Here is a 17,989-nt window from a genome sequence, read left to right on the forward strand (position 1 = left end):
ATGTGATGGCGTGTGGTTTTTCAGACGGCATGAAACGGTATCGCAACAAATGCCGCTGATTTTCCCGCCTGTTTATTGGAAATGCGAAGGATAAATATGCAAGAACGTGATTTTTTTCCACACGAAATTTTGGAAGATGCAATTAAACGAAGCTACGCCAAGTCGGAAAGCAGCACCAAAATGCTGCTGATTTTGAGTTTTCTGGGCGGAAGTTATGTCGGCTTCGGTTATTTGGCGTTTTTAAAGGTGGTAAGCGGCATTCCGGCCGATTGGAGCGGGCTGGCAACGCTTTTGGGTGCGGCGGTTTTTCCTATCTGTTTGATTTGTATTCTGATTGGCGGCGGCGAATTGGCAACGGGCAATATGATGATTATGGGCTTGGGCCGTTTGACCAAACGTGTCAGCACCGGCAAGCTGGTGCGCAACTGGATTTTGGTGAGCTTGGGCAACCTTGCAGGCGCATTGGCGATGGCTTTTTTTCTCGGGCATTACGTCGGCTTGTCGGAAGGTGCGGCAGCCGCAAAAACGATGGCGATTGCCGAAGCTAAGGTGAATATGGATTTCGGCAGGGCGTTTGTTTCTGCCATTGCCTGCAACTGGATGGTTTGCATGGGTATTTGGTTTTATTTCGGTGCCAAGCACACTTCGGGGCGGATTTTAGCCATGTGGTTTCCGGTGATGATTTTCGTGTTGATCGGCTTCCAGCATTTTGTTGCCAATATGTTTATTATTCCGGCGGGTATTCTTGCCGGAGCCGATGTTAGCTGGGGGCAGTTTTTCTGGAATATGCTGCCGGTGTTTATCGGCAATGTTGTCGGCGGCGTATCGTTTGTGGGGGCTTCGTATCTGCACGCTTACAAGCATCTGCTGAAAGAAGATTATTCGATTTAAAACCAATATATATATATATATATAGTTGAACTGTTTTTCGCTAACCGTTTTTTTAGGATAACGCTAAGGCCGTCTGAATGTTCAGACGGCCTTAACGGTTTTAAAACGATTGTTACTTTAAAACGCTTTACTTCGTATGTTGCTCAACCTGTTTCACCCGTTCGGATGTAATCGGATGCGTGCTTAAAATATTTTCAACCGGATTTTCTTCATCATGACCGTGCGATTTGTGCAAACGTTGCAGAAAATCGGCCAGATGTTTGGGCGGAATATTCAAACGTTTCAATTCGTTGACGGCATGTAAATCGGCTTCAAGCTCAAATTCCTGCGAATATTGGGCCGTGGCAAACACTACCGGCAGCCCGTCGAGAAAATCCGTGGCATCGCCGGTAAGCGCAAGCAGAAACACGCTTATGCCGATGCCGCGCAGAGCCTGTTGCAGGCTGTGGCGTTCTTTCAGATGGCCTTGTTCGTGTGCCAGCACGGCCAAAATTTCATGATCGTGCTTTGCCAACTCCACCAATGAGTCGGTCAGCATAATGGTGTTGTTCGGAATGGCAAAAGCATTGGCACCCAGCCCGCCACCGTCTCTAAACAGCAGTTTGGCCGGATGTTCGGGATTGAGCTTTTTGTAATACAAATCAGAAATTTCTTTCTGCCGTTTGGCCGGCAGTTTGGTTTCGGCGGTGAGTTCGAGAATAATTTCTTCCGCCTGATTGCCCACGCTCTGCAAAGTTTTTTCCGGCAGATGGTGGGCGGCATGGTAAGCGGCGGCGGGAATCCCCCACTTGAATACCACGGCAACCACGCACACCATTGCCACCAAAGAAAACACCGCCCATTTCCAGCTTTTTTCCAGCCGCCCGACTTGCTTCAACATGGTTTTGTTTTGCAGGGGCAGCCAGTGCGGAACATCGTGATTCAAAAACTCAATGCGCGCATCGCCCGGCAACTCCAAAGCCGGCAAAACACCGCCTACTCCCGCCATATAAGCAATACTGTGCAGCGGATATTCAGCAGTTTGCCCGCCGTTATACACCACACGCAATTTGCCCCCATCAAGCGAAATTTCAGCCTGATGGGGAACATTACGCTTACCGTCGTAATAACTTACCGTAAGAGATTCAGACATGCTCAAGCAGCCTTAAAGTGAAATATCGATATCAAACACGTCGGCGATTTCTTCACCGATAGCATCCGGATCATTTTGAGCCATATTCATCAAATCTTGCGGATTATCCTGCAACTCAACCTGCAAAGACTGCGCCTGATAGCGGTACAAACGCACCGCACCCCACGGCAGCAGCAAACCCAGCGTAAAGACAGCCGCAATATAATTGGTCAATTTAATCAAAGCGTATTTATACGGGTTCAAATCAGTCGTAATACGGCTGTTGCCCACACTCACATCCTGCCAAGTTGCGCGGAACAGATAACCCTGCGTCAGCGGTATAAAAAAGCCCAACACAGCAATATAAGGCAGCATAATCAAAAGATACACCAGCGGAAACACCACCCGATCCGACAACACATAGCCCAAATCCGACACATAACCCATACCGAACAAAACCAGCACCGCCGCCGCAACCAACAACACGATAAACAGCAAAGGCTTCAACACCGCGCCATAAAAACCGCCCACACCCGTATTCAGATTAAAGCGCAAATTACCGATATGTAAATGCTTGATTTGATAAGACTTAAACCAATAAAGCGCCAAAGGATACAGCAAGCCCGCGCCCAAAACCGTCACCACCGCACATTTTGCCAACACCCAATAAGACTGCCCCATCGTTGCCGAAAAATAAAAACGGCTGTTGCCGTATTTCGTATTACGCGCACGGAAACGCATGGTCGAGCGCACCAGCCACGGCATCAGCGCAAATGCCAACAACAAAACCGCACTCGAATACATCGGATCAATATTGGATAAAAGCGAAAATGCCACAAACAAAACCGTAGCAATAATCCGCCCGATCAAAATACGGGCAGGAATCGCCGTAAAATCAAATTTATCCTGTCCCAGCACCGTATTACCGTAGAAATAACGCAAACGCCGCACCTTAGCCCACGGAGAATAAAACGACAAAGTAATCACGGATAGAAACAGATTCACAATCCAAATCTTAAAATATTCATTGGCCGTACCGTGAAAATCAAAGCGCCAATGGCGGCTAACGTTCCCGCCGAAACCATTAGACGGAAGCGAATCCTCCGCCTGCACAAACACACCATCCGCCCCGGCACTATGTCCACCATCCGGATAAGGCCTATTGTCAAATACTTCCGCCATATCTTCCCCACCATTAAAATAAAAACATCGAATTATAAAATAAAAATTTATCGGATACAGCAAAGGCCGTCTGAATTTTCAGACGGCCTCGTTAATTGATCACCCCATAGGTTAGATTCCCGAATCCGACACCTTCATGAATCATACGCCACCACAAAATCAGAGCCATTCCCGCCCCAATTTAGCGGATAAATGCCTTGCTTTACATAGCGATGAAAGGTAGAAAACGGCCAATCCGATACCTTTGACACATGGCCGTGTTTCACCGGATTGAAATGCACATAATCGAAATGACGGGCAAAATCCGCTTCATCACGAATAGCATGCTCCCAAAACCGCTTCTGCCATAAACGCGTGTCGGCACCGATTAAATATTGGCTGTGCCTTTTGATTTGCCGCCAGCGTTCGGAAAATCCGCATCGTTTTCAGGCAGATGCCAAATAGTATGCAGATGATCGGGCATCAACACCCATGCCGCGATTTCAAACGGGTATTTTTCCCGTACCGCCAACACAGCCTCACGCAAGGCCGAACGCACCGCATCACCGGTTAGAATCCGTTGGCGGTTATGCGCCACCAGCGTAAAGAAATACGTTCCGCTCGCACGGTAATACCGACGGTAGCGCATGGTTTTCCCTTGTTATACGAATTAACCCATACAAATGATACAAGATGTAGGTCGGATACTTGAATCCGACATTTATGCAACATCACAATGATTGAACTTTTCGGCAATATCAACCATTGTGTCGGATACAAGTATCCGACCTACGCTTGCTTGAATCCGACATTTATGCATCATCAAAATGATTGAACGTTTTGGCAATACCAACCGTTGTGTCGGATACAAGTATCCGACTACGCTTGCTAGCTACTCACGCAATCGTATTGATAAAGATAGATTTGCCTCTCTATCAATATGATTAGCAATATAGGGGTTATTTTCTTTCATTATCAATATATAGCCTATCAATAGCAAAAGGGATGTTAACTACTATTTGTTGGTTAGATAAAAAACTTGAAATCTGATATTTTTTGTCTTTACTACCGAGTCTAAACCGAATAATTCCTGAACCGTCAGGAGTAATATTAGTTACATTTACAATCTCATCCACATAAAGATATTTATCATCCTGTTTATATTTAATAAATTTATCACCATTAAACTGCTCTAGGGAAAAATTCTCTTTTTTTAGATGAGTAGATACCGGCCTCTTGGACTTGTTTACAAAACTACATTCATACCAAATAAAAGCAGTATTAACAGATAGACGTCGAATTTTATAACATTCAACTTTTTCGACTTTTACCAACATAACTCCATCTTGCATGAATTGCATTTGCTTTTCTTTTAAGCTAATTTCTTTATCCTTTTGATTAATTTGCTCTCTTAACATATCTAATGACATCCTTTGTTCATCAAGCTTAATCCTTGGTTTTTCAATTACAAAATAATTCAAACTCCATAGCACAACTGAAGTCAAAGCAGCTATAATAGCCACAAAAAAACCATCTTTCATATTCATATGGACCTCTATCATTTTAAATAAAAATTAAAGATACCGTTTCAATATCAATTTCACTCCGCTCCAAACAACAACCCTTCTTTAATCCCCCGAATCTTATCCCTCAACACCGCCGCTTCTTCAAACTGCAAATCCCTCGCCGCTTGCTGCATGGCTTTTTCAAGTTTGGCGATTTCTTTAATGGCGTCTTCTTCGGTGTGGATTTCGCCCACTTTCACTTTGTTTTTCAGACGGCCTTTGCCTTTGGGGCTGCCTGAATCGTCGTGGTACACGCCGTCGATGATGTCTTTTACCTGTTTGGTAATCTGCTTCGGCACGATGCCGTGTTCTTCGTTGAATTTAATCTGTTTTTCGCGGCGGCGTTCGGTTTCGTCGATGGCAGCTTTCATGGAATCGGTGATTTTGTCGGCATACAGAATCGCGACGCCGTTTACGTTGCGGGCGGCGCGGCCTATGGTTTGGATGAGGCTGCGGTGGCTGCGCAGGAAGCCTTCTTTGTCGGCATCGAGGATGGCGACGAGTGAAACTTCGGGAATGTCCAAGCCTTCGCGTAAAAGGTTGATGCCGACGAGCACGTCAAACAGGCCGAGGCGTAAATCTCGAATGATTTCAACGCGTTCTACGGTATCGATGTCGCTATGCAGGTAGCGCACCTTGATGCCGAGTTCGCTGTAATAATCGGTGAGCTGTTCGGCCATGCGTTTGGTGAGGGTGGTAACGAGTACGCGCTCGCCTTTTGCGATGCGGTCGTTGATTTCGCTGAGTAAGTCGTCCACTTGGGTGGCGACGGGGCGGATTTCGATTTGCGGATCGACGAGGCCGGTGGGGCGCACGACTTGCTCGACCACTTGGCCGGCGTGTTCTTCTTCGTATTTGGCGGGCGTGGCGGAAACGAAGATGGTTTGCGGCATGATTTTTTCAAATTCGTGGAATTTGAGTGGGCGGTTGTCGCGGGCGGAAGGCAGGCGGAAGCCGTAATCGACGAGGTTTTGCTTGCGGCTGGCGTCGCCTTTGTACATGCCGCCGATTTGGGTCACGGTAACGTGGCTTTCATCGATAAACATGATGGCGTTATCGGGCAGATAATCCATCAGCGTGGGCGGCGGTTCGCCTTCTTTTTTGCCGGAAAAGTGGCGCGAGTAGTTTTCGATGCCTTTGCAGAAACCCATTTCGTAGAGCATTTCAAGGTCGAAGCGGGTGCGCTGTTCGATGCGTTGGGTTTCGACGGGGCGGTTTTCTTGGGTAAAGAAATCAATGCGTTCTCGCAGTTCTTCTTTAATGCTTTCGCAGGCGCGCAGCACGGTGTCGCGCGGGGTAACGTAGTGGCTGGAGGGGAACACGGTGTAGCGGCCGACGCGCTGGATGTTGCCGCCGGTAAGCGGGTCGAAGAGGTCGAGGCGGTCGATTTCGTCGTCAAACAGGCTGATGCGCAAAGCGTTGTCGGAGCTTTCGGCGGGATACACGTCGATTACGTCGCCGCGCACGCGGAAGGAGCCGCGTTTGAAATCCATTTCGCCGCGCTCGTATTGCATGGAAACGAGGGTGGAGATGATGTCGCGCTGCTCGATGGTGTCGCCTTCTTTTACGGAAAGTACCATTTGCTGGTACTCGGTGGGGTCGCCGATACCGTAGATGGCGGACACGGTGGCGACGATAATCACGTCGTTGCGGGTCATCAGGTTTTTGGTGGCGGAAAGGCGCATCTGCTCGATGTGTTCGTTAATCGCGGAATCTTTTTCGATAAATAAATCTCGCGACGGCACATAGGCTTCGGGCTGATAATAGTCGTAGTAGGAAACGAAGTATTCCACCGCGTTTTCGGGGAAAAACTCGCGCATCTCGGCATAAAGCTGCGCCGCCAGTGTTTTGTTGTGCGCCATGATGATGGCAGGGCGGCCGCTTTGGGCAATCACGTTGGCCATGGTATAGGTTTTGCCCGAGCCGGTGACGCCGAGCAGGGTTTGGTAAGCGAGGCCGTCTGAAAGCCCTTCAAGCAGGCCGGCAATCGCGGTGGGCTGGTCGCCGGCGGGCGGGAAAGGCTGGTGGAGTTTGAAGGGGGAATTTTCAAATTGGATCACTTGCATGATGCGGCCCGGCTTTATTAAAAACAGAAACATAGCATTATAACAAAGGCCGTCTGAAAAGCTGCCGCCTCGTTTTCAGACGGCCTTTGTTATAATGCTTGCTATTTCCAAACCTTAACGGATCTCACAATGAAAATACTGCCCTTTCAAGCAGAAATCGCCGAACGCATGTTGGTGAACACTGAAGGCGAAAGCATCCACCCCGACGCGCAATTTGTTCAGACGGCCAACGGTTATTGGTTGGCTTGGCATGAAGGCTTGGCCGCCGTGCTCTCGCCGGATACGCCACCGGATATTCCCTGCTTTTGGGTGGAAGGCGCACACGATTTGGAAGAATTGGTAGCACTGGCGGAAAACGGCGAGTTTGACGAAGTGGAAGAGTTCGACGGCGACGACGATGCTTGGCTTGCTGCTTGTGCAGAAGATCATGAACACGATAAATGATGAATATTGCAGGCATTGAAATATGAAACCGGTAAAACAATTGCTGTTGGCTGCGGCGGTGTGCCTGTTGTTGAACGGCTGCGTGGTGGCGGCCGCTGCCGATTTGGCGGCGACAACGGTGTTAACCGCGGGCAAAGTGGTGGTGAAAGGAACGGGCGCGGTGGTGCGTGCGGCGATTCCCGACGGAGATGACGAAGAAGAAAAAGATAAGAAAAAATCTTCGCAGCAGCCGTAACCGTTTGGGTGTTTTGCGAAGGGCTTATTGTGCATTTGCAGTCAAACGCCGAACAGAAGGGGCAGACGGATAGTCTGCCCCTGTTTAATGCCGGTTGTTATCCCGCCGCTTGGCGGTTAGCTGCCGCGGTAGGTGGAGTAACCGAAGGGCGAAAGAGTGATCGGCACATGGTAATGGTTGTTGTCTTTCAACTCGAAAGAAACTTCGACGAACGGATAGAAATTATCGACTTTGTTTTTGGCGAAATATTCTTTGGTTTTGAATTTGAGTTTATAGATGCCTTTATTGTCGGCACCGGGTTTTAACGGCAAAAAGTTTTTGATCCGGCCGTTGCTGTCGGTTTTGTTTTCGGCAATTTCACGCCATTGGCCGTTGTTGCCCAATTTATAAAGCTCTACGCTGACATCAGGTGCAGGCTTGCCTTTGTTGATGTCCAAAATATGGGTGCTCAATTGATAATTGTCGGCGGCGAATGCCGAAGATACCAAGCCGGTCAAACCGATAAAAAGCATGGTTTTAAATTTCATAGCTCGCTTCCTTGTTGAGTAGAAAATACATGAAATCAAAGTAAATGATTGGAGTGAAGCCCACCGCAAGCCGTTTTCAGACGGCCTTAGGGCAAAAATAATCTTGCAACATTATCTCGGACGATTAATGCTTTAAATCGCAAAATCAATCAATTCGTTCTGCGAAAAAATATACAGCTGCTTGGGCACGAGCGCGAGATTTTGCCCGCCGGACAAGCCGAGGCGGGCGGCGTCGCTGTCGGCAAACGTAATATGAACGTCGCGCTTGTTTTCTTTAAGGGTGAGATGGGTGAGCGCGCCGGCGGAGTGGATGGTTTCAATCGGTGCGCTCAGCATCGGCGTTGCACCGTTTTCGGCTACCGCCCATTCGTGCGGGCGCACATAGGCGGTGGCGGTTTGCTCCTGCCATTTGCGGGTGTTGTCTAAAGGCCATCTGAAACCGTTGTAATGCCATTCGCCTTTTTCTATTCTGCCTTCAAAGGCATCGGTTTCGCCCAAAAACTCGGTTACGAAGGCGTTTTCGGGTTGGCGGTAGAGGCTTTCGGCGGTGCCGGTCTGTTCGATTCTGCCATGGTTCATTACGACGATTTCGTCCGATACTTCAAGGGCTTCTTCTTGGTCGTGGGTAACGAGGATGCTGGTTACGCCGAGTTCGTGATGGATGTCGCGCAGCCATTTGCGCAGCTCTTTGCGCACTTTGGCATCGAGCGCGCCGAAGGGTTCGTCGAGCAGCAGTAGCTTGGGTTCGACTGCCAGCGCGCGGGCGAGAGCGATGCGTTGGCGTTGGCCGCCTGAAAGCTGGTGCGGATAGGCTTTGGCCAGATGCGAAAGCTGCACGAGTTGCAATAATTCTTCCACTTTGGCGCGGATTTTTTCTTTGCCGGGACGTTCGGATTTGGGCAATACGGTAAGGCCGAAGGCGATGTTGTCGAATACGTTCATGTGGCGGAACAGGGCGTAATGCTGGAATACGAAGCCGACTTTGCGCTCGCGCACATGTTTGCGGGTAACGTCTTGGCCGTCGAACAGAATGCTGCCGCTGTCGGCGTTTTCCAAACCGGCGATGATGCGCAGCAGGGTGGTTTTGCCGCAGCCGGACGGGCCGAGCAGCGACACGAGTTTGCCGGTGGGCACGTTGAGATTGATGTTGTTGAGGGCGTGAAATGAGCCGAAGTGTTTGTTGAGTTTTTGAATGGTGATGCTCATGTGGCGTTCCTTTCGGCAGCGGCGAGTTTGCGTTCTTGAATGCGGGTGATGATGTTTTGCACGGCAAGGGTGGCGAGTGCCAGCAATGCCAAAATACCGGATAGGGCGAATGCGCCGGTAAAGTTGTATTCGTTGTAGAAAATTTCCACCAGCAGCGGAATGGTGTTGGTTTCACCGCGGATGTGCCCCGAAACCACGCTCACCGCGCCGAATTCGCCCATCGCGCGGGCGTTGGTGAGAATGATGCCGTAGAGCAGCGCCCATTTGATGTTGGGCAGGGTTACGCGCCAAAACATCTGCCAGCCGCTTGCGCCGAGAATTAAGGCGGCCTGTTCTTCGCTGTCGCCTTGCGCCTGCATCAGCGGAATCAGTTCGCGGGCAACAAACGGAAAGGTAACAAACAGCGTGGCAAGAATAATGCCGGGAATCGCGAAAATAATCTGAATGCCTTGCGCTTCGAGCCAGCCGCCGAGCGCGGTGTGTGCGCCGAACAGCAGCACGAACATCAAACCTGCCACCACGGGCGACACCGAAAACGGCAAGTCGAGCAGGGTGGTGAGCAACTGCTTGCCGCGGAAGTTAAAGCGGGTAAGCAGCCAAGCCATCGCCACGCCCAACACGGCGTTAACCGGCACCACAATCGCGGCGGTAATCAGCGTGAGCTTGATGGCCGACCATGCTTCGGGGTCGGTAATGGATTGGACGTATAAATCCCAGCCGCCTTTTAGGGCTTCGTAAAACACGGCGGCCAGCGGCACCACCAGCATCAGCAGCAGAAACGCCAGCGCAATCGTGATGAGTGTCAGCCGCAGCCAGCGCGGTTCGGTCAGGTTGGGGTTGGGCGGATTGGTTTTCATGGTTTTTTTAGGTTTGGTTTTGATTGATTTTCAAAATGGATAAAGAGGCCGTCTGAAAATGAATATCTAAACACGGTTCAGACGGCCTGAATATTCAAACTTTTGCGCCGGCACGTTTGCTCAAAGCCCATTGACCGATGTTCAGCAAAAACAGAATCACAAACGAAATCATCAGCATAAACAAAGCCACCGCCGATGCGCCCTGCACGTCGAACTGCTCCAGCTTGCCGGTAATCACCAGCGGCAGAATTTCGGAAACCATCGGGATATTGCCCGCGATAAAAATCACCGAGCCGTATTCGCCGGTTGCCCGTGCGAACATCATGCCTGCGCCGGTGAGCAGGGCGGGGGCGATTTCGGGCAGCAGCACGCGGCGGAAGGTGGTGAAGCGGTTTGCACCCAGCGTGGCCGCCGCTTCTTCATATTCACCCGACAATTCTTCCAACACCGGCTGCACCGCCCGCACGATAAACGGCAGGCTCACCACCACCAGCGCAATCCAAATGCCGATGGGTGTGAACGCGATTTTGATGCCCAGCGGTTCAAACCACCGCCCCAGCCAGCCGTTGGGCGCATACAGCGTGGCCAGCGCAATGCCGGTTACCGCCGTCGGCAGCGCAAACGGCAAGTCCACCAGCGCATTGGCGATGCTTTTGCCGGGAAACTCATAGCGCACCAGCACCCACGCCACCAAAGTGCCGAACACGATATTGGTGAGCATGGCGTAAAACGACATCCGCAACGTGAGCCACACCGCCGCCAGCACGTTCGGCTCGGAGATGGTTTGCCAAAAGGCCGTCCAACCGATTTCGCCCGCTTTAACGGCCATCATGGCAAACGGCAGCACCACCAAAAGCGACAGGCACAATACGGTGAGGCCGAGGCTGATTTTGAAACCGGGTAACACGCTGGGGGTTTTGAGCAGAAGCATAGTCGTGGCTTGATTGCAGTTATCGTATGGTGCAACTCTATACAGGCCGTCTGAAAAAGGGAAAGAATGGTTGGTTTTAATTAAAGATGATTTTGTTATAACCGGCGGCGGGCGGGGGCGTATGGGTGTGCGGCGTAGAGGTTGTTCGGGATTGTTAAACGGCTTGCCCCGCACGGTTAATTGGTTTAAGTTGCAAACGATTTACCGGATGTATGTTGATGCCGCCGAATGCGGCGTTTCTGCATGGCGCACATTGCCCCGGTATCCGAAATCATTGATGGCAGGAAAATTCATGAAAAAAATAATCGTGGCTTTGATTGCCGCTGCGGTAGTGGCGGGAGGGGTGTATGTTTCGTGCAAAAACGGTTCAGACGGCCTGCCGCAGGGCTTCGCCCAATCCAACGGCCGTTTGGAGCTGAACCGCTTTGACATTGCCAGCCTGTATCCGGGGCGGGTGCAGGCGGTATTGGTGGACGAAGGCAGCGAAGTGAAAGAGGGCGACGTATTGGCCGAGCTTTCTTCTGTAACCAGCAGCAGCCAGCTTGAAGCCGCCAAAGCCCAGAAACAGCGCGCGCAGGAAGCGGTGGCGCGGGCGGATGCCGAAATCAAAGCTTACGAGCAGCAGCAGAAAGTGGCGCAAATGGAATTGGGCAATGCCCAAAGTTTGAAGCGCGACGAATTGGTGTCGTCGGCAGAAGTAAGCAAACGGCTGGCCGCGCGCGACGGTGCGGCGGCCTCCGTGCGCGCCGCCCGCGCCGCCCGTGCCGAAGCGGTGGCGGCAGTGGCGGCGGCTCAGGCGCAGATTAACCAAGCGGCTTCGGCCAATGACGACATGACCATCCGCAGCCCCAAAGCGGGCAGGGTGGAATACAAAATCGCCGAAACAGGCAGCGTGATTGCCGCGGGCAGCAAAGTGGTGAGCCTGCTTGATCCGGCCGATGTGTCGATGAACATTTTTCTGCCGAATGCCGAAGCAGGCCGTCTGAAAGTGGGCGGAGAAGCGCGGATTGTGCTCGACAGCGTGAAAGCAGTGTTCCCCGCCAAAATCAGCTTTATCGCCACCGATGCCCAATTCACGCCCAAATCGGTGGAAACACAAAACGAGCGCGAAAAATTGGTGTTCCGCGTCAAGCTGAAAATCCCCGCCGACACTGCGCTGAAATATAAAGGTCTGCTCAAAGGCGGTATGACGGGCAACGGCTATGTGCGTACCGACGATGCGGCCCAATGGCCGTCTGAATTGGCGGTTAAGCTGCCGCAATAACGCCGTCCCAATGCCCAAATACTGCAACAAAACGATTCCACACCAACACAGAACAGAAAGGATACCCCATGACCGACTTGCCGAATCAAGCCGAAGCACAGGCGCGCATCGACCATATTCAGAAACTCTACCGCGAATGGACCCAGCTGCTTCCCAAACTCGAAGCCGCCCATCAAGACTGGCTGCACGGCGAAGCCATCATGCGCGAGCTGGCGCAGTTTTACTTTGAAGGCGAATACAGCCGCTACCACCAAGCGCTCGAAAACGGGCTCGACGTGAACCTGCACACGCAGGGCGAATACAGCATCATGAGCGAAGATGCGCTGTGGAACGCCTTTACCGACCAACAAGGCCTCGCTTGGCAGCGGCTGCGCTCGGCTGTGGCGGTGTTGGATAGGAATGGCGGGGATGATGCCGTCTGAAAACCATGCCTGTTTGAAAGCGGCATGAAACGAAAAGGAACTACGCCATGATTACCCTATACGCACTCAAACAATCCCGCGCCTACCGTATCGCGTGGCTGCTCGAACTGCTCGGCGTGGAGTACCGCGCGGAAGTGATCGCGCGCGATGCCGAAACCTCGCTTGCGCCCGACAGCCTGCGCCGTATTCACCCGCTGGGCAAATCGCCCCTGATAGACGACAACGGCTTGGTGCTGGCCGAAAGCGGCGCGATTGTCGAATACCTGATCACACGCTACGGGCAGGAAACAGCCTTGAGGCCGTCTGAAAACAGCGCGGCTTATCCCGAATATCTGTTTTGGCTGCATTATGCCGAAGGTTCTCTGATGCCGCTGCTGGTGATGTCGCTGGTGTTCCGCAAAATCGAAACGCGCAAAATGCCGTTTTTCGCCAAACCCGTTGCCCGCAAGATTACCGACGGCGTGCGCGAGTCGTTTTTGAATCCACAGCTCAAACTGCATCTGGAATTTGTTGAAAACAAGCTAAAAGGCCGCACTTGGCTGCTGGGCGAAGAAATCAGCGGTGCCGACATTATGATGGGTTTTCCTTTGCAGGCCGCCGTGTCGCGCACGCCGCTGAACCTGCCGAATATCGCCGCCTATGTGCGTCGCATTGAAAACGACCCCGCCTACCAACGGGCGCAAGAGCGCATCGGGAAACTGGAATTGCTGTGATGCCGTGCCTGTTTGAAAATTTTTGTGGGTAGGGCGGGTATCCCTGCCCGCCGTGGAACCGGCACAAATTTGACGTACGTCGAACAGATATACCAACACATCGGCGGCAAATTGCCCTTAACGACCACCACAAGGAAGATTCAATTGTGAATAGCCGAAACAAATCCATTTTGTTTTTACCCGGAGCGTCGGGTGATCCGGCATTTTGGCAGCCGGTGGCGGATTTGATGCCGTCGGATTGCCGCTGTACCGTACAGACTTATCCTGAATTTGCCGGACAGCCTCCTCTCCCCGCCGTTCAGGATTTTGCCGGTTTGTGCGACTGGGTATTGGCAAACATTCAAGAGCCTACCGTGCTGGTAGCACAATCGATGGGCGGCATTATTGCCATGCAGGCGGCTTTGCGTAAGCCCGAGCAAGTGTGTGGTTTGGTATTGGTTGCCACATCGGGCGGCATGGATGTATCGGCTTTCGGTGCGGAAGATTGGCGCAGAGCTTATCTGTTGGAACAGCCGCAGCTGCCGACATGGTTTGTAGAAGCAGATTGCGATTTGTCGCCGGATTTTGCCGAAATTCAAGTGCCCGTGCTGCTGATTTGGGGCGGTGATGATCCCATTAGCCCGCCCGCCGTCGGACGTTTTTTGCAGCAGGCATTGCCGAATGCCGAGCTGACAGTGATACCGAATGGCAGGCACGATGTGGCACATACTCATGCAGTGGAAGTAGCGGCGCTGGTTCGCGATTATTTGAATGAGGCCGTCTGAAATTTTACTTAATGGGCAATCGACTTATTTTTAATACAAGACAGCAAGCCGCAGCAACGCCGTAGTAGAAATCAAGTTGATTGACTATACCCGTTTGAACGACAAGAAAGTGATACATAATGAACCCCAAATACACCCCGCTTTTCCAACCTTACACACTCAACAACGGCACGGTCATTAAAAACCGCTTGGCCGTTGCGCCGATGACGCATTGGGCTTCTCTGCCCGACGGCAACATCAGCCCGGAAGAGCGCCTGTTTTTGAACAACCGTTTCAAAGGCTTCGGCCTCTTTATTTCCGCCGCCACGCTGGTGTCGCCCGAAGGTAAAGCCTTTGCCGGTCAGCCTGAAGCCGTCGGCACCGAACATTTGCCGAGCTTGAAAGAAGTGGCGCAGATTGCTCACGAACAAGGCGCGAAAGCGGTTTTGCAGCTTCATCACGGCGGTATTCAAGCCTCTGCCGATTTATTGAACGGTGCCGACAAAGTGGCTCCGTCAAGCGACGAAGCCAGCGGTTCGCGCGCGCTCATCGAACCGGAAATCCGCGCCCTGATTGATGCCTTTGCCCGCGCCGCCGAGTTGGCACTCGAAGCAGGTTTCGACGGCGTGGAAATCCACGGCGCCAACGGCTATCTGATTCAGCAGTTTGTTTCCGCCCAAAGCAACAGCCGCGACGACGAATGGGGCGGCAGCTTGGCAAACCGCCTGCGCTTCTCGCTGGCCGTCGTCGATGCCGTTGATGCCGTGCGCCGCAAACACAACCGCCCCGATTTCATCCTCGGCTACCGTTTTTCACCCGAAGAAGGCGGCGACAACGGCCTGACCATGCAGGATACTTTTGCATTGATTGATGCGTTGGTGCAAAAACCGCTGCAATACCTGCACGTTTCGCTCTGGGATTTCTACAAAAAAGCCCGTCGCGGTGCCGATACAAATCTGACGCGCATCGAGCAGATACACCAACGCATCGGCGGCAAACTGCCCCTGATCGGCGTAGGCAACCTGTTTACCGCCGAGCAGATTTTGGCGGCCTACCAAACCGGCTGGGCGGAATTTATCGCATTGGGTAAAACCGTTTTGCTCAACCCCGATTTGGTCGAACTGATTGAAAGCGGCCGCGAAGCCGAAATCGTATGCGAACTCGACCCCGATAAAGCCGACCGCTACCGCATTCCCGAAAGATTGTGGCAGCAGTGCCAAATGGGATTGGCATACCTGCCGCCGCTTAAAGGCCGTGCCGATTGGCAGCCTGTGGATATTTGATTAGATAGGTTTTCATGCGCAGGGCGGGCAAGAATGCCCGCCCTGAGTTTTGCTGCATGATTGAATGATGCCGTCTGAAAAATGCCTGTTGGAAACCTTACTCTTCGGCTTCGTCGTCTTCAAAAGGCGGCTTGCCCTGTTCTTTGCGGGTAAGGTAAGTGGCTACCAGCGGAAAGAATGCCGCCAGCAAACACGAGCCACCGATAACCAGTAGAGCGATTGCACCAATGGGCTGGTCAAGCAAATCATGCACCCAACCGCCCAAGCCGAACAGCACCATCAGGCCGGGAATAACGGCAGACAGGCCGCAGATTAAGATAATGATAGAACCGATATGCATACGGCGCATGGCATGCTCCTTTCCGTTGACAGAGAGAAAAAGGAACAGAAACAGTTGCCTATAATCTAACATATTGTTTTTCATGATACCTATCGGCATTTTTTCTGGAGGCAATCAGAAAAGCAAATCTGCCTTGTATTAAAAATGTGTTGATTGGTTATACGGTGCGGTTGCCTCATTGAACAAGGCCGTCTGAAAACGGATTTACGTTTTCAGACGGCCTTTTATATCATTCAGACAATCCGGCTCAATTTACTTCCAATAGCGCCACCAAGGGATATTGCTGTCGGACCAAGATTTGGTCAGATAAGGGCTGTTGGGGAAATTTTGTGCCAAAATACGGCGGGTATCGTCGGCCAGCCGGGGTTTTTCCATTTTGCGGTAAGAGGCTTCCATAATCGCCAAAGCTTCTTCTACAAAACGGGTATTTTGATAACGTTCGACAATTTTTTGCGCACGGTTCACGGCAGCTAAATAAGCGCCGCGTTTCATGTAATAGCGGGCCACGGCGATTTCGTTGCCGCCCAAAGCGTCAACCAGTTTCGCCATGCGTTCGCTTGCATCGGCGGCATATTTGCTGTTGGGGTAGCGTTCGATCAATTGGGCAAAAGCGTGATAGGCGTCGCGGTTGGCTTTGGGATCGCGATCCGACCAGTCTTGCGAAGCCAGTTTGTTTAAAAATGACTGGTCTTCGTTAAACAGTACCAAGCCTTTGAGATATAAGGCATAGTCCATATTGGGATGCTGGGGATGGTTGCGTTGGAAGCGTTCGATGGCGGCCAGCGCTTTTTCAGGCTCGTCGTCTTTATAGTAGGCATAAGCCGTATCAAGCTGAGCCTGCTGGGCGTGGCGGCCGTTGGGGAAGCGGGATTCCAAAATTTCGTATAACTTAACGGCTCGCGTATAATTGCTGCTGTTTAACTCGTCGTGAGCCTCAGCATACAGTTTTTCTACCGTCCATTCCTGAGTGATTTGCGCGTCTTTATCAATCGTGCCTTTGGTGCCGGCGCAGCCGCTCAAGGCCAAACCCAATGAAATAACTAAAAGAATTTTTTTCATGCAGAACACTTCCTTTGAAAATGAAGCCGATTATAACGATGATTTGGAATTTGCGGCAGCCCCAGATGCAGAAACTTGCATTAATTTAACCGTTCCGCTCGATTTGGCGGGTATGCGTTTGGATGCCGTGTTGGCCAAGCTGCTGCCGGATTATTCGCGCAGCCGTCTGACTTCTTGGATAAAAGAAGGGGCTGTTACGGTAAACGAAAAAGCGGCCCAGCCGAAAGACAAAATGATAGGCGGCGAATATATCGCAGTAACGGTGCGGCCGAGCGAAGAGAATCTAGCCTTCACGCCGGAGCCTATGGATTTAGACATTGTTTATGAAGACGATGCCGTGATCGTGCTCAATAAACCTGCGGGGCTGGTGGTGCATCCGGCGGCAGGCAACTGGACGGGCACGCTGCTCAACGGCCTGTTGGCGCATTGCCCCGAATTGAGCCAAATTCCGCGCGCAGGCATCGTGCACCGTTTGGATAAAGACACCAGCGGTTTGATGGTGGTAGCCAAAACCCTGCCTGCCCAAAATGCCTTGGTGCAACAGCTTCAGGCGCGCACAGTCAGCAGAATTTACCGTGCGGTAGCCAACGGCATTGTGCCTTTCGACGGCAAAATCGACACCTTGATCGGGCGCGACCCGCACAACCGCCTGAAAATGGCCGTGGTGAAGTTCGGCGGCAAACCGGCCGTTACCCACGTTAAAGTGCTGGAACGCTATCTCAACCACAGTTATATCGAGTGCAAACTCGAAACCGGCCGCACCCATCAAATCCGCGTTCATATGCGCGAAGCCAATCACCCGTTGGCAGGCGACCCTGTGTACGGCAATCCGCGCCATGCCTGCTCCGATATGGCCAAAGACGCTGTAAAAAGTTTGGCGCGCCAAGCACTTCACGCTTACCGTTTAAGTTTTGAACATCCTGTTAGCGGTGAAACGGTTTCATTTGAAGCACCGATACCCGAAGATATGTATCACTTGTTGTCGGTGTTGCGCCTCGAAGCGGGTTTGGACTCTTCTTTGAGCCATGAAGAGGAGTGGCAGCAACGCATAGGCAACGGAGAAGATGACGATTGGGATGACGACGATTATGACGTAGAAGTCGTATATGTGCGCGATTGATTAATTATCCCCGTATTTCTGCTTTGGAATACGGGGTTTTCCGTTTCAGAC

General features: G+C 51.7%; 19 protein-coding genes and 1 pseudogene. 9 read left to right on the forward strand and 11 right to left on the reverse strand.

Going from position 1 to position 17,989, the window contains the following annotated elements; genetic code table 11:
• The first annotated feature begins 96 nt into the window (after positions 1 to 96).
• On the forward strand, positions 97 to 891 hold the full coding sequence (locus AKG43_RS01545; RefSeq protein ID WP_054598812.1) for a formate/nitrite transporter family protein: 795 nt from the start codon (positions 97 to 99) through the stop codon (positions 889 to 891).
• 127 nt (positions 892 to 1,018) lie between these two features.
• On the opposite strand, the gene AKG43_RS01550 is transcribed toward AKG43_RS01545, so the two are convergent.
• From AKG43_RS01550 to uvrB, 5 genes and pseudogenes are all read right to left on the reverse strand, one after another.
• On the reverse strand, positions 1,019 to 2,023 hold the full coding sequence (locus AKG43_RS01550) for a M48 family metallopeptidase (RefSeq protein WP_054598813.1): 1,005 nt from the start codon (positions 2,021 to 2,023) through the stop codon (positions 1,019 to 1,021).
• Positions 2,024 to 2,035: 12 nt separating this feature from the next.
• Positions 2,036 to 3,184, reverse strand: coding sequence for a YjgN family protein (locus AKG43_RS01555; protein WP_054598814.1), 1,149 nt, complete (start codon positions 3,182 to 3,184; stop codon positions 2,036 to 2,038).
• A 134-nt stretch (positions 3,185 to 3,318) separates the two neighbouring features.
• Positions 3,319 to 3,812 (reverse strand): annotated as a pseudogene (locus AKG43_RS11995) (transposase).
• 310 nt (positions 3,813 to 4,122) lie between these two features.
• Positions 4,123 to 4,710, reverse strand: coding sequence for a hypothetical protein (locus tag AKG43_RS01565; RefSeq protein WP_156300596.1), 588 nt, complete (start codon positions 4,708 to 4,710; stop codon positions 4,123 to 4,125).
• Between the two features lie 53 nt (positions 4,711 to 4,763).
• Positions 4,764 to 6,827 (reverse strand): excinuclease ABC subunit UvrB, encoded by a 2,064-nt coding sequence (gene uvrB / locus AKG43_RS01570; RefSeq protein WP_054598817.1) that lies wholly within the window; start codon positions 6,825 to 6,827, stop codon positions 4,764 to 4,766.
• A gap of 96 nt (positions 6,828 to 6,923) precedes the next feature.
• Here uvrB and AKG43_RS01575 point away from each other — a divergent pair, with 96 nt between their 5' ends.
• Both AKG43_RS01575 and AKG43_RS01580 read left to right on the forward strand, forming a co-directional pair.
• The gene (locus AKG43_RS01575) at positions 6,924 to 7,238 is read left to right on the forward strand and encodes a hypothetical protein (RefSeq protein ID WP_054598818.1); all 315 of its coding nucleotides are present in this window, start codon (positions 6,924 to 6,926) and stop codon (positions 7,236 to 7,238) included.
• Positions 7,239 to 7,260: 22 nt separating this feature from the next.
• Positions 7,261 to 7,473, forward strand: a complete 213-nt coding sequence (locus tag AKG43_RS01580; RefSeq protein WP_054598819.1) for an NF038104 family lipoprotein — start codon at positions 7,261 to 7,263, stop codon at positions 7,471 to 7,473.
• A gap of 116 nt (positions 7,474 to 7,589) precedes the next feature.
• Here AKG43_RS01580 and uraH read toward each other — a convergent pair whose 3' ends face one another.
• The 4 genes from uraH to cysT all read right to left on the reverse strand — a co-directional run bounded on the left by uraH (position 7,590) and on the right by cysT (position 10,994).
• A complete protein-coding gene (gene uraH, locus AKG43_RS01585; protein ID WP_054598820.1) occupies positions 7,590 to 8,000 on the reverse strand; it encodes a hydroxyisourate hydrolase in 411 nt (136 codons plus the stop codon).
• 132 nt (positions 8,001 to 8,132) lie between these two features.
• Positions 8,133 to 9,206, reverse strand: coding sequence for a sulfate/molybdate ABC transporter ATP-binding protein (locus AKG43_RS01590; protein WP_054598821.1), 1,074 nt, complete (start codon positions 9,204 to 9,206; stop codon positions 8,133 to 8,135).
• Entirely contained in the window at positions 9,203 to 10,063 is an 861-nt protein-coding gene (gene cysW, locus AKG43_RS01595) for a sulfate ABC transporter permease subunit CysW (RefSeq protein WP_054598822.1), read from the reverse strand. Before cysW ends, AKG43_RS01590 begins: the two co-directional genes overlap by 4 nt.
• A 94-nt stretch (positions 10,064 to 10,157) precedes the next feature.
• Complete coding sequence (cysT, locus tag AKG43_RS01600) at positions 10,158 to 10,994, reverse strand: sulfate ABC transporter permease subunit CysT (protein WP_054598823.1); 837 nt, start codon at positions 10,992 to 10,994, stop codon at positions 10,158 to 10,160.
• Positions 10,995 to 11,286: 292 nt separating this feature from the next.
• On the opposite strand from cysT, the gene AKG43_RS01605 reads away from it, so the two are divergent.
• From AKG43_RS01605 to AKG43_RS01625, 5 genes are all read left to right on the forward strand, one after another.
• Positions 11,287 to 12,258 carry an HlyD family secretion protein gene (locus AKG43_RS01605; RefSeq protein ID WP_054598854.1) on the forward strand — a complete coding sequence of 324 codons (972 nt, stop codon included), beginning with the start codon at positions 11,287 to 11,289 and terminating at the stop codon, positions 12,256 to 12,258.
• 68 nt (positions 12,259 to 12,326) lie between these two features.
• The gene (locus AKG43_RS01610) at positions 12,327 to 12,680 is read left to right on the forward strand and encodes a DUF4298 domain-containing protein (protein ID WP_054598824.1); all 354 of its coding nucleotides are present in this window, start codon (positions 12,327 to 12,329) and stop codon (positions 12,678 to 12,680) included.
• Between the two features lie 47 nt (positions 12,681 to 12,727).
• Positions 12,728 to 13,393 (forward strand): glutathione S-transferase, encoded by a 666-nt coding sequence (locus AKG43_RS01615; RefSeq protein ID WP_054598825.1) that lies wholly within the window; start codon positions 12,728 to 12,730, stop codon positions 13,391 to 13,393.
• A 146-nt stretch (positions 13,394 to 13,539) separates the two neighbouring features.
• A complete protein-coding gene (locus AKG43_RS01620; RefSeq protein WP_054598826.1) occupies positions 13,540 to 14,157 on the forward strand; it encodes an alpha/beta fold hydrolase in 618 nt (205 codons plus the stop codon).
• Between the two features lie 119 nt (positions 14,158 to 14,276).
• Positions 14,277 to 15,419 (forward strand): NADH-dependent flavin oxidoreductase, encoded by a 1,143-nt coding sequence (locus tag AKG43_RS01625; protein WP_054598827.1) that lies wholly within the window; start codon positions 14,277 to 14,279, stop codon positions 15,417 to 15,419.
• 97 nt (positions 15,420 to 15,516) lie between these two features.
• On the opposite strand, the gene AKG43_RS01630 is transcribed toward AKG43_RS01625, so the two are convergent.
• Both AKG43_RS01630 and AKG43_RS01635 read right to left on the reverse strand, forming a co-directional pair.
• Positions 15,517 to 15,768, reverse strand: a complete 252-nt coding sequence (locus AKG43_RS01630) for a hypothetical protein (RefSeq protein ID WP_054598828.1) — start codon at positions 15,766 to 15,768, stop codon at positions 15,517 to 15,519.
• A gap of 243 nt (positions 15,769 to 16,011) precedes the next feature.
• Positions 16,012 to 16,818 carry an outer membrane protein assembly factor BamD gene (locus tag AKG43_RS01635; protein ID WP_054598829.1) on the reverse strand — a complete coding sequence of 269 codons (807 nt, stop codon included), beginning with the start codon at positions 16,816 to 16,818 and terminating at the stop codon, positions 16,012 to 16,014.
• On the opposite strand from AKG43_RS01635, the gene rluD reads away from it, so the two are divergent.
• Positions 16,817 to 17,938, forward strand: coding sequence for a 23S rRNA pseudouridine(1911/1915/1917) synthase RluD (gene rluD / locus AKG43_RS01640; RefSeq protein ID WP_054598830.1), 1,122 nt, complete (start codon positions 16,817 to 16,819; stop codon positions 17,936 to 17,938). The two genes, AKG43_RS01635 and rluD, sit on opposite strands and share 2 nt — an antisense overlap.
• Positions 17,939 to 17,989: the final 51 nt, after the last annotated feature.

It is taken from the genome of Neisseria sp. 74A18 (genome assembly GCF_001308005.1).
Taxonomy (GTDB): domain Bacteria; phylum Pseudomonadota; class Gammaproteobacteria; order Burkholderiales; family Neisseriaceae; genus Neisseria; species Neisseria dumasiana.

Coding starts and splice junctions, on each gene's coding strand:
- AKG43_RS01580 (WP_054598819.1), top strand. CDS start 7,261: ATGAAACCGGTAAAACAATTGCTGTTGGCTGCGGCGGTGTGCCTGTTG.
- AKG43_RS01630 (WP_054598828.1), bottom strand. CDS start 15,768: ATGCGCCGTATGCATATCGGTTCTATCATTATCTTAATCTGCGGCCTG.
- AKG43_RS01615 (WP_054598825.1), top strand. CDS start 12,728: ATGATTACCCTATACGCACTCAAACAATCCCGCGCCTACCGTATCGCG.
- AKG43_RS01635 (WP_054598829.1), bottom strand. CDS start 16,818: ATGAAAAAAATTCTTTTAGTTATTTCATTGGGTTTGGCCTTGAGCGGC.
- AKG43_RS01625 (WP_054598827.1), top strand. CDS start 14,277: ATGAACCCCAAATACACCCCGCTTTTCCAACCTTACACACTCAACAAC.
- AKG43_RS01605 (WP_054598854.1), top strand. CDS start 11,287: ATGAAAAAAATAATCGTGGCTTTGATTGCCGCTGCGGTAGTGGCGGGA.
- AKG43_RS01565 (WP_156300596.1), bottom strand. CDS start 4,710: ATGAATATGAAAGATGGTTTTTTTGTGGCTATTATAGCTGCTTTGACT.
- AKG43_RS01545 (WP_054598812.1), top strand. CDS start 97: ATGCAAGAACGTGATTTTTTTCCACACGAAATTTTGGAAGATGCAATT.
- uvrB (WP_054598817.1), bottom strand. CDS start 6,827: ATGTTTCTGTTTTTAATAAAGCCGGGCCGCATCATGCAAGTGATCCAA.
- AKG43_RS01555 (WP_054598814.1), bottom strand. CDS start 3,184: ATGGCGGAAGTATTTGACAATAGGCCTTATCCGGATGGTGGACATAGT.
- AKG43_RS01550 (WP_054598813.1), bottom strand. CDS start 2,023: ATGTCTGAATCTCTTACGGTAAGTTATTACGACGGTAAGCGTAATGTT.
- rluD (WP_054598830.1), top strand. CDS start 16,817: ATGCAGAACACTTCCTTTGAAAATGAAGCCGATTATAACGATGATTTG.
- AKG43_RS01590 (WP_054598821.1), bottom strand. CDS start 9,206: ATGAGCATCACCATTCAAAAACTCAACAAACACTTCGGCTCATTTCAC.
- cysW (WP_054598822.1), bottom strand. CDS start 10,063: ATGAAAACCAATCCGCCCAACCCCAACCTGACCGAACCGCGCTGGCTG.
- uraH (WP_054598820.1), bottom strand. CDS start 8,000: ATGAAATTTAAAACCATGCTTTTTATCGGTTTGACCGGCTTGGTATCT.
- AKG43_RS01610 (WP_054598824.1), top strand. CDS start 12,327: ATGACCGACTTGCCGAATCAAGCCGAAGCACAGGCGCGCATCGACCAT.
- cysT (WP_054598823.1), bottom strand. CDS start 10,994: ATGCTTCTGCTCAAAACCCCCAGCGTGTTACCCGGTTTCAAAATCAGC.
- AKG43_RS01575 (WP_054598818.1), top strand. CDS start 6,924: ATGAAAATACTGCCCTTTCAAGCAGAAATCGCCGAACGCATGTTGGTG.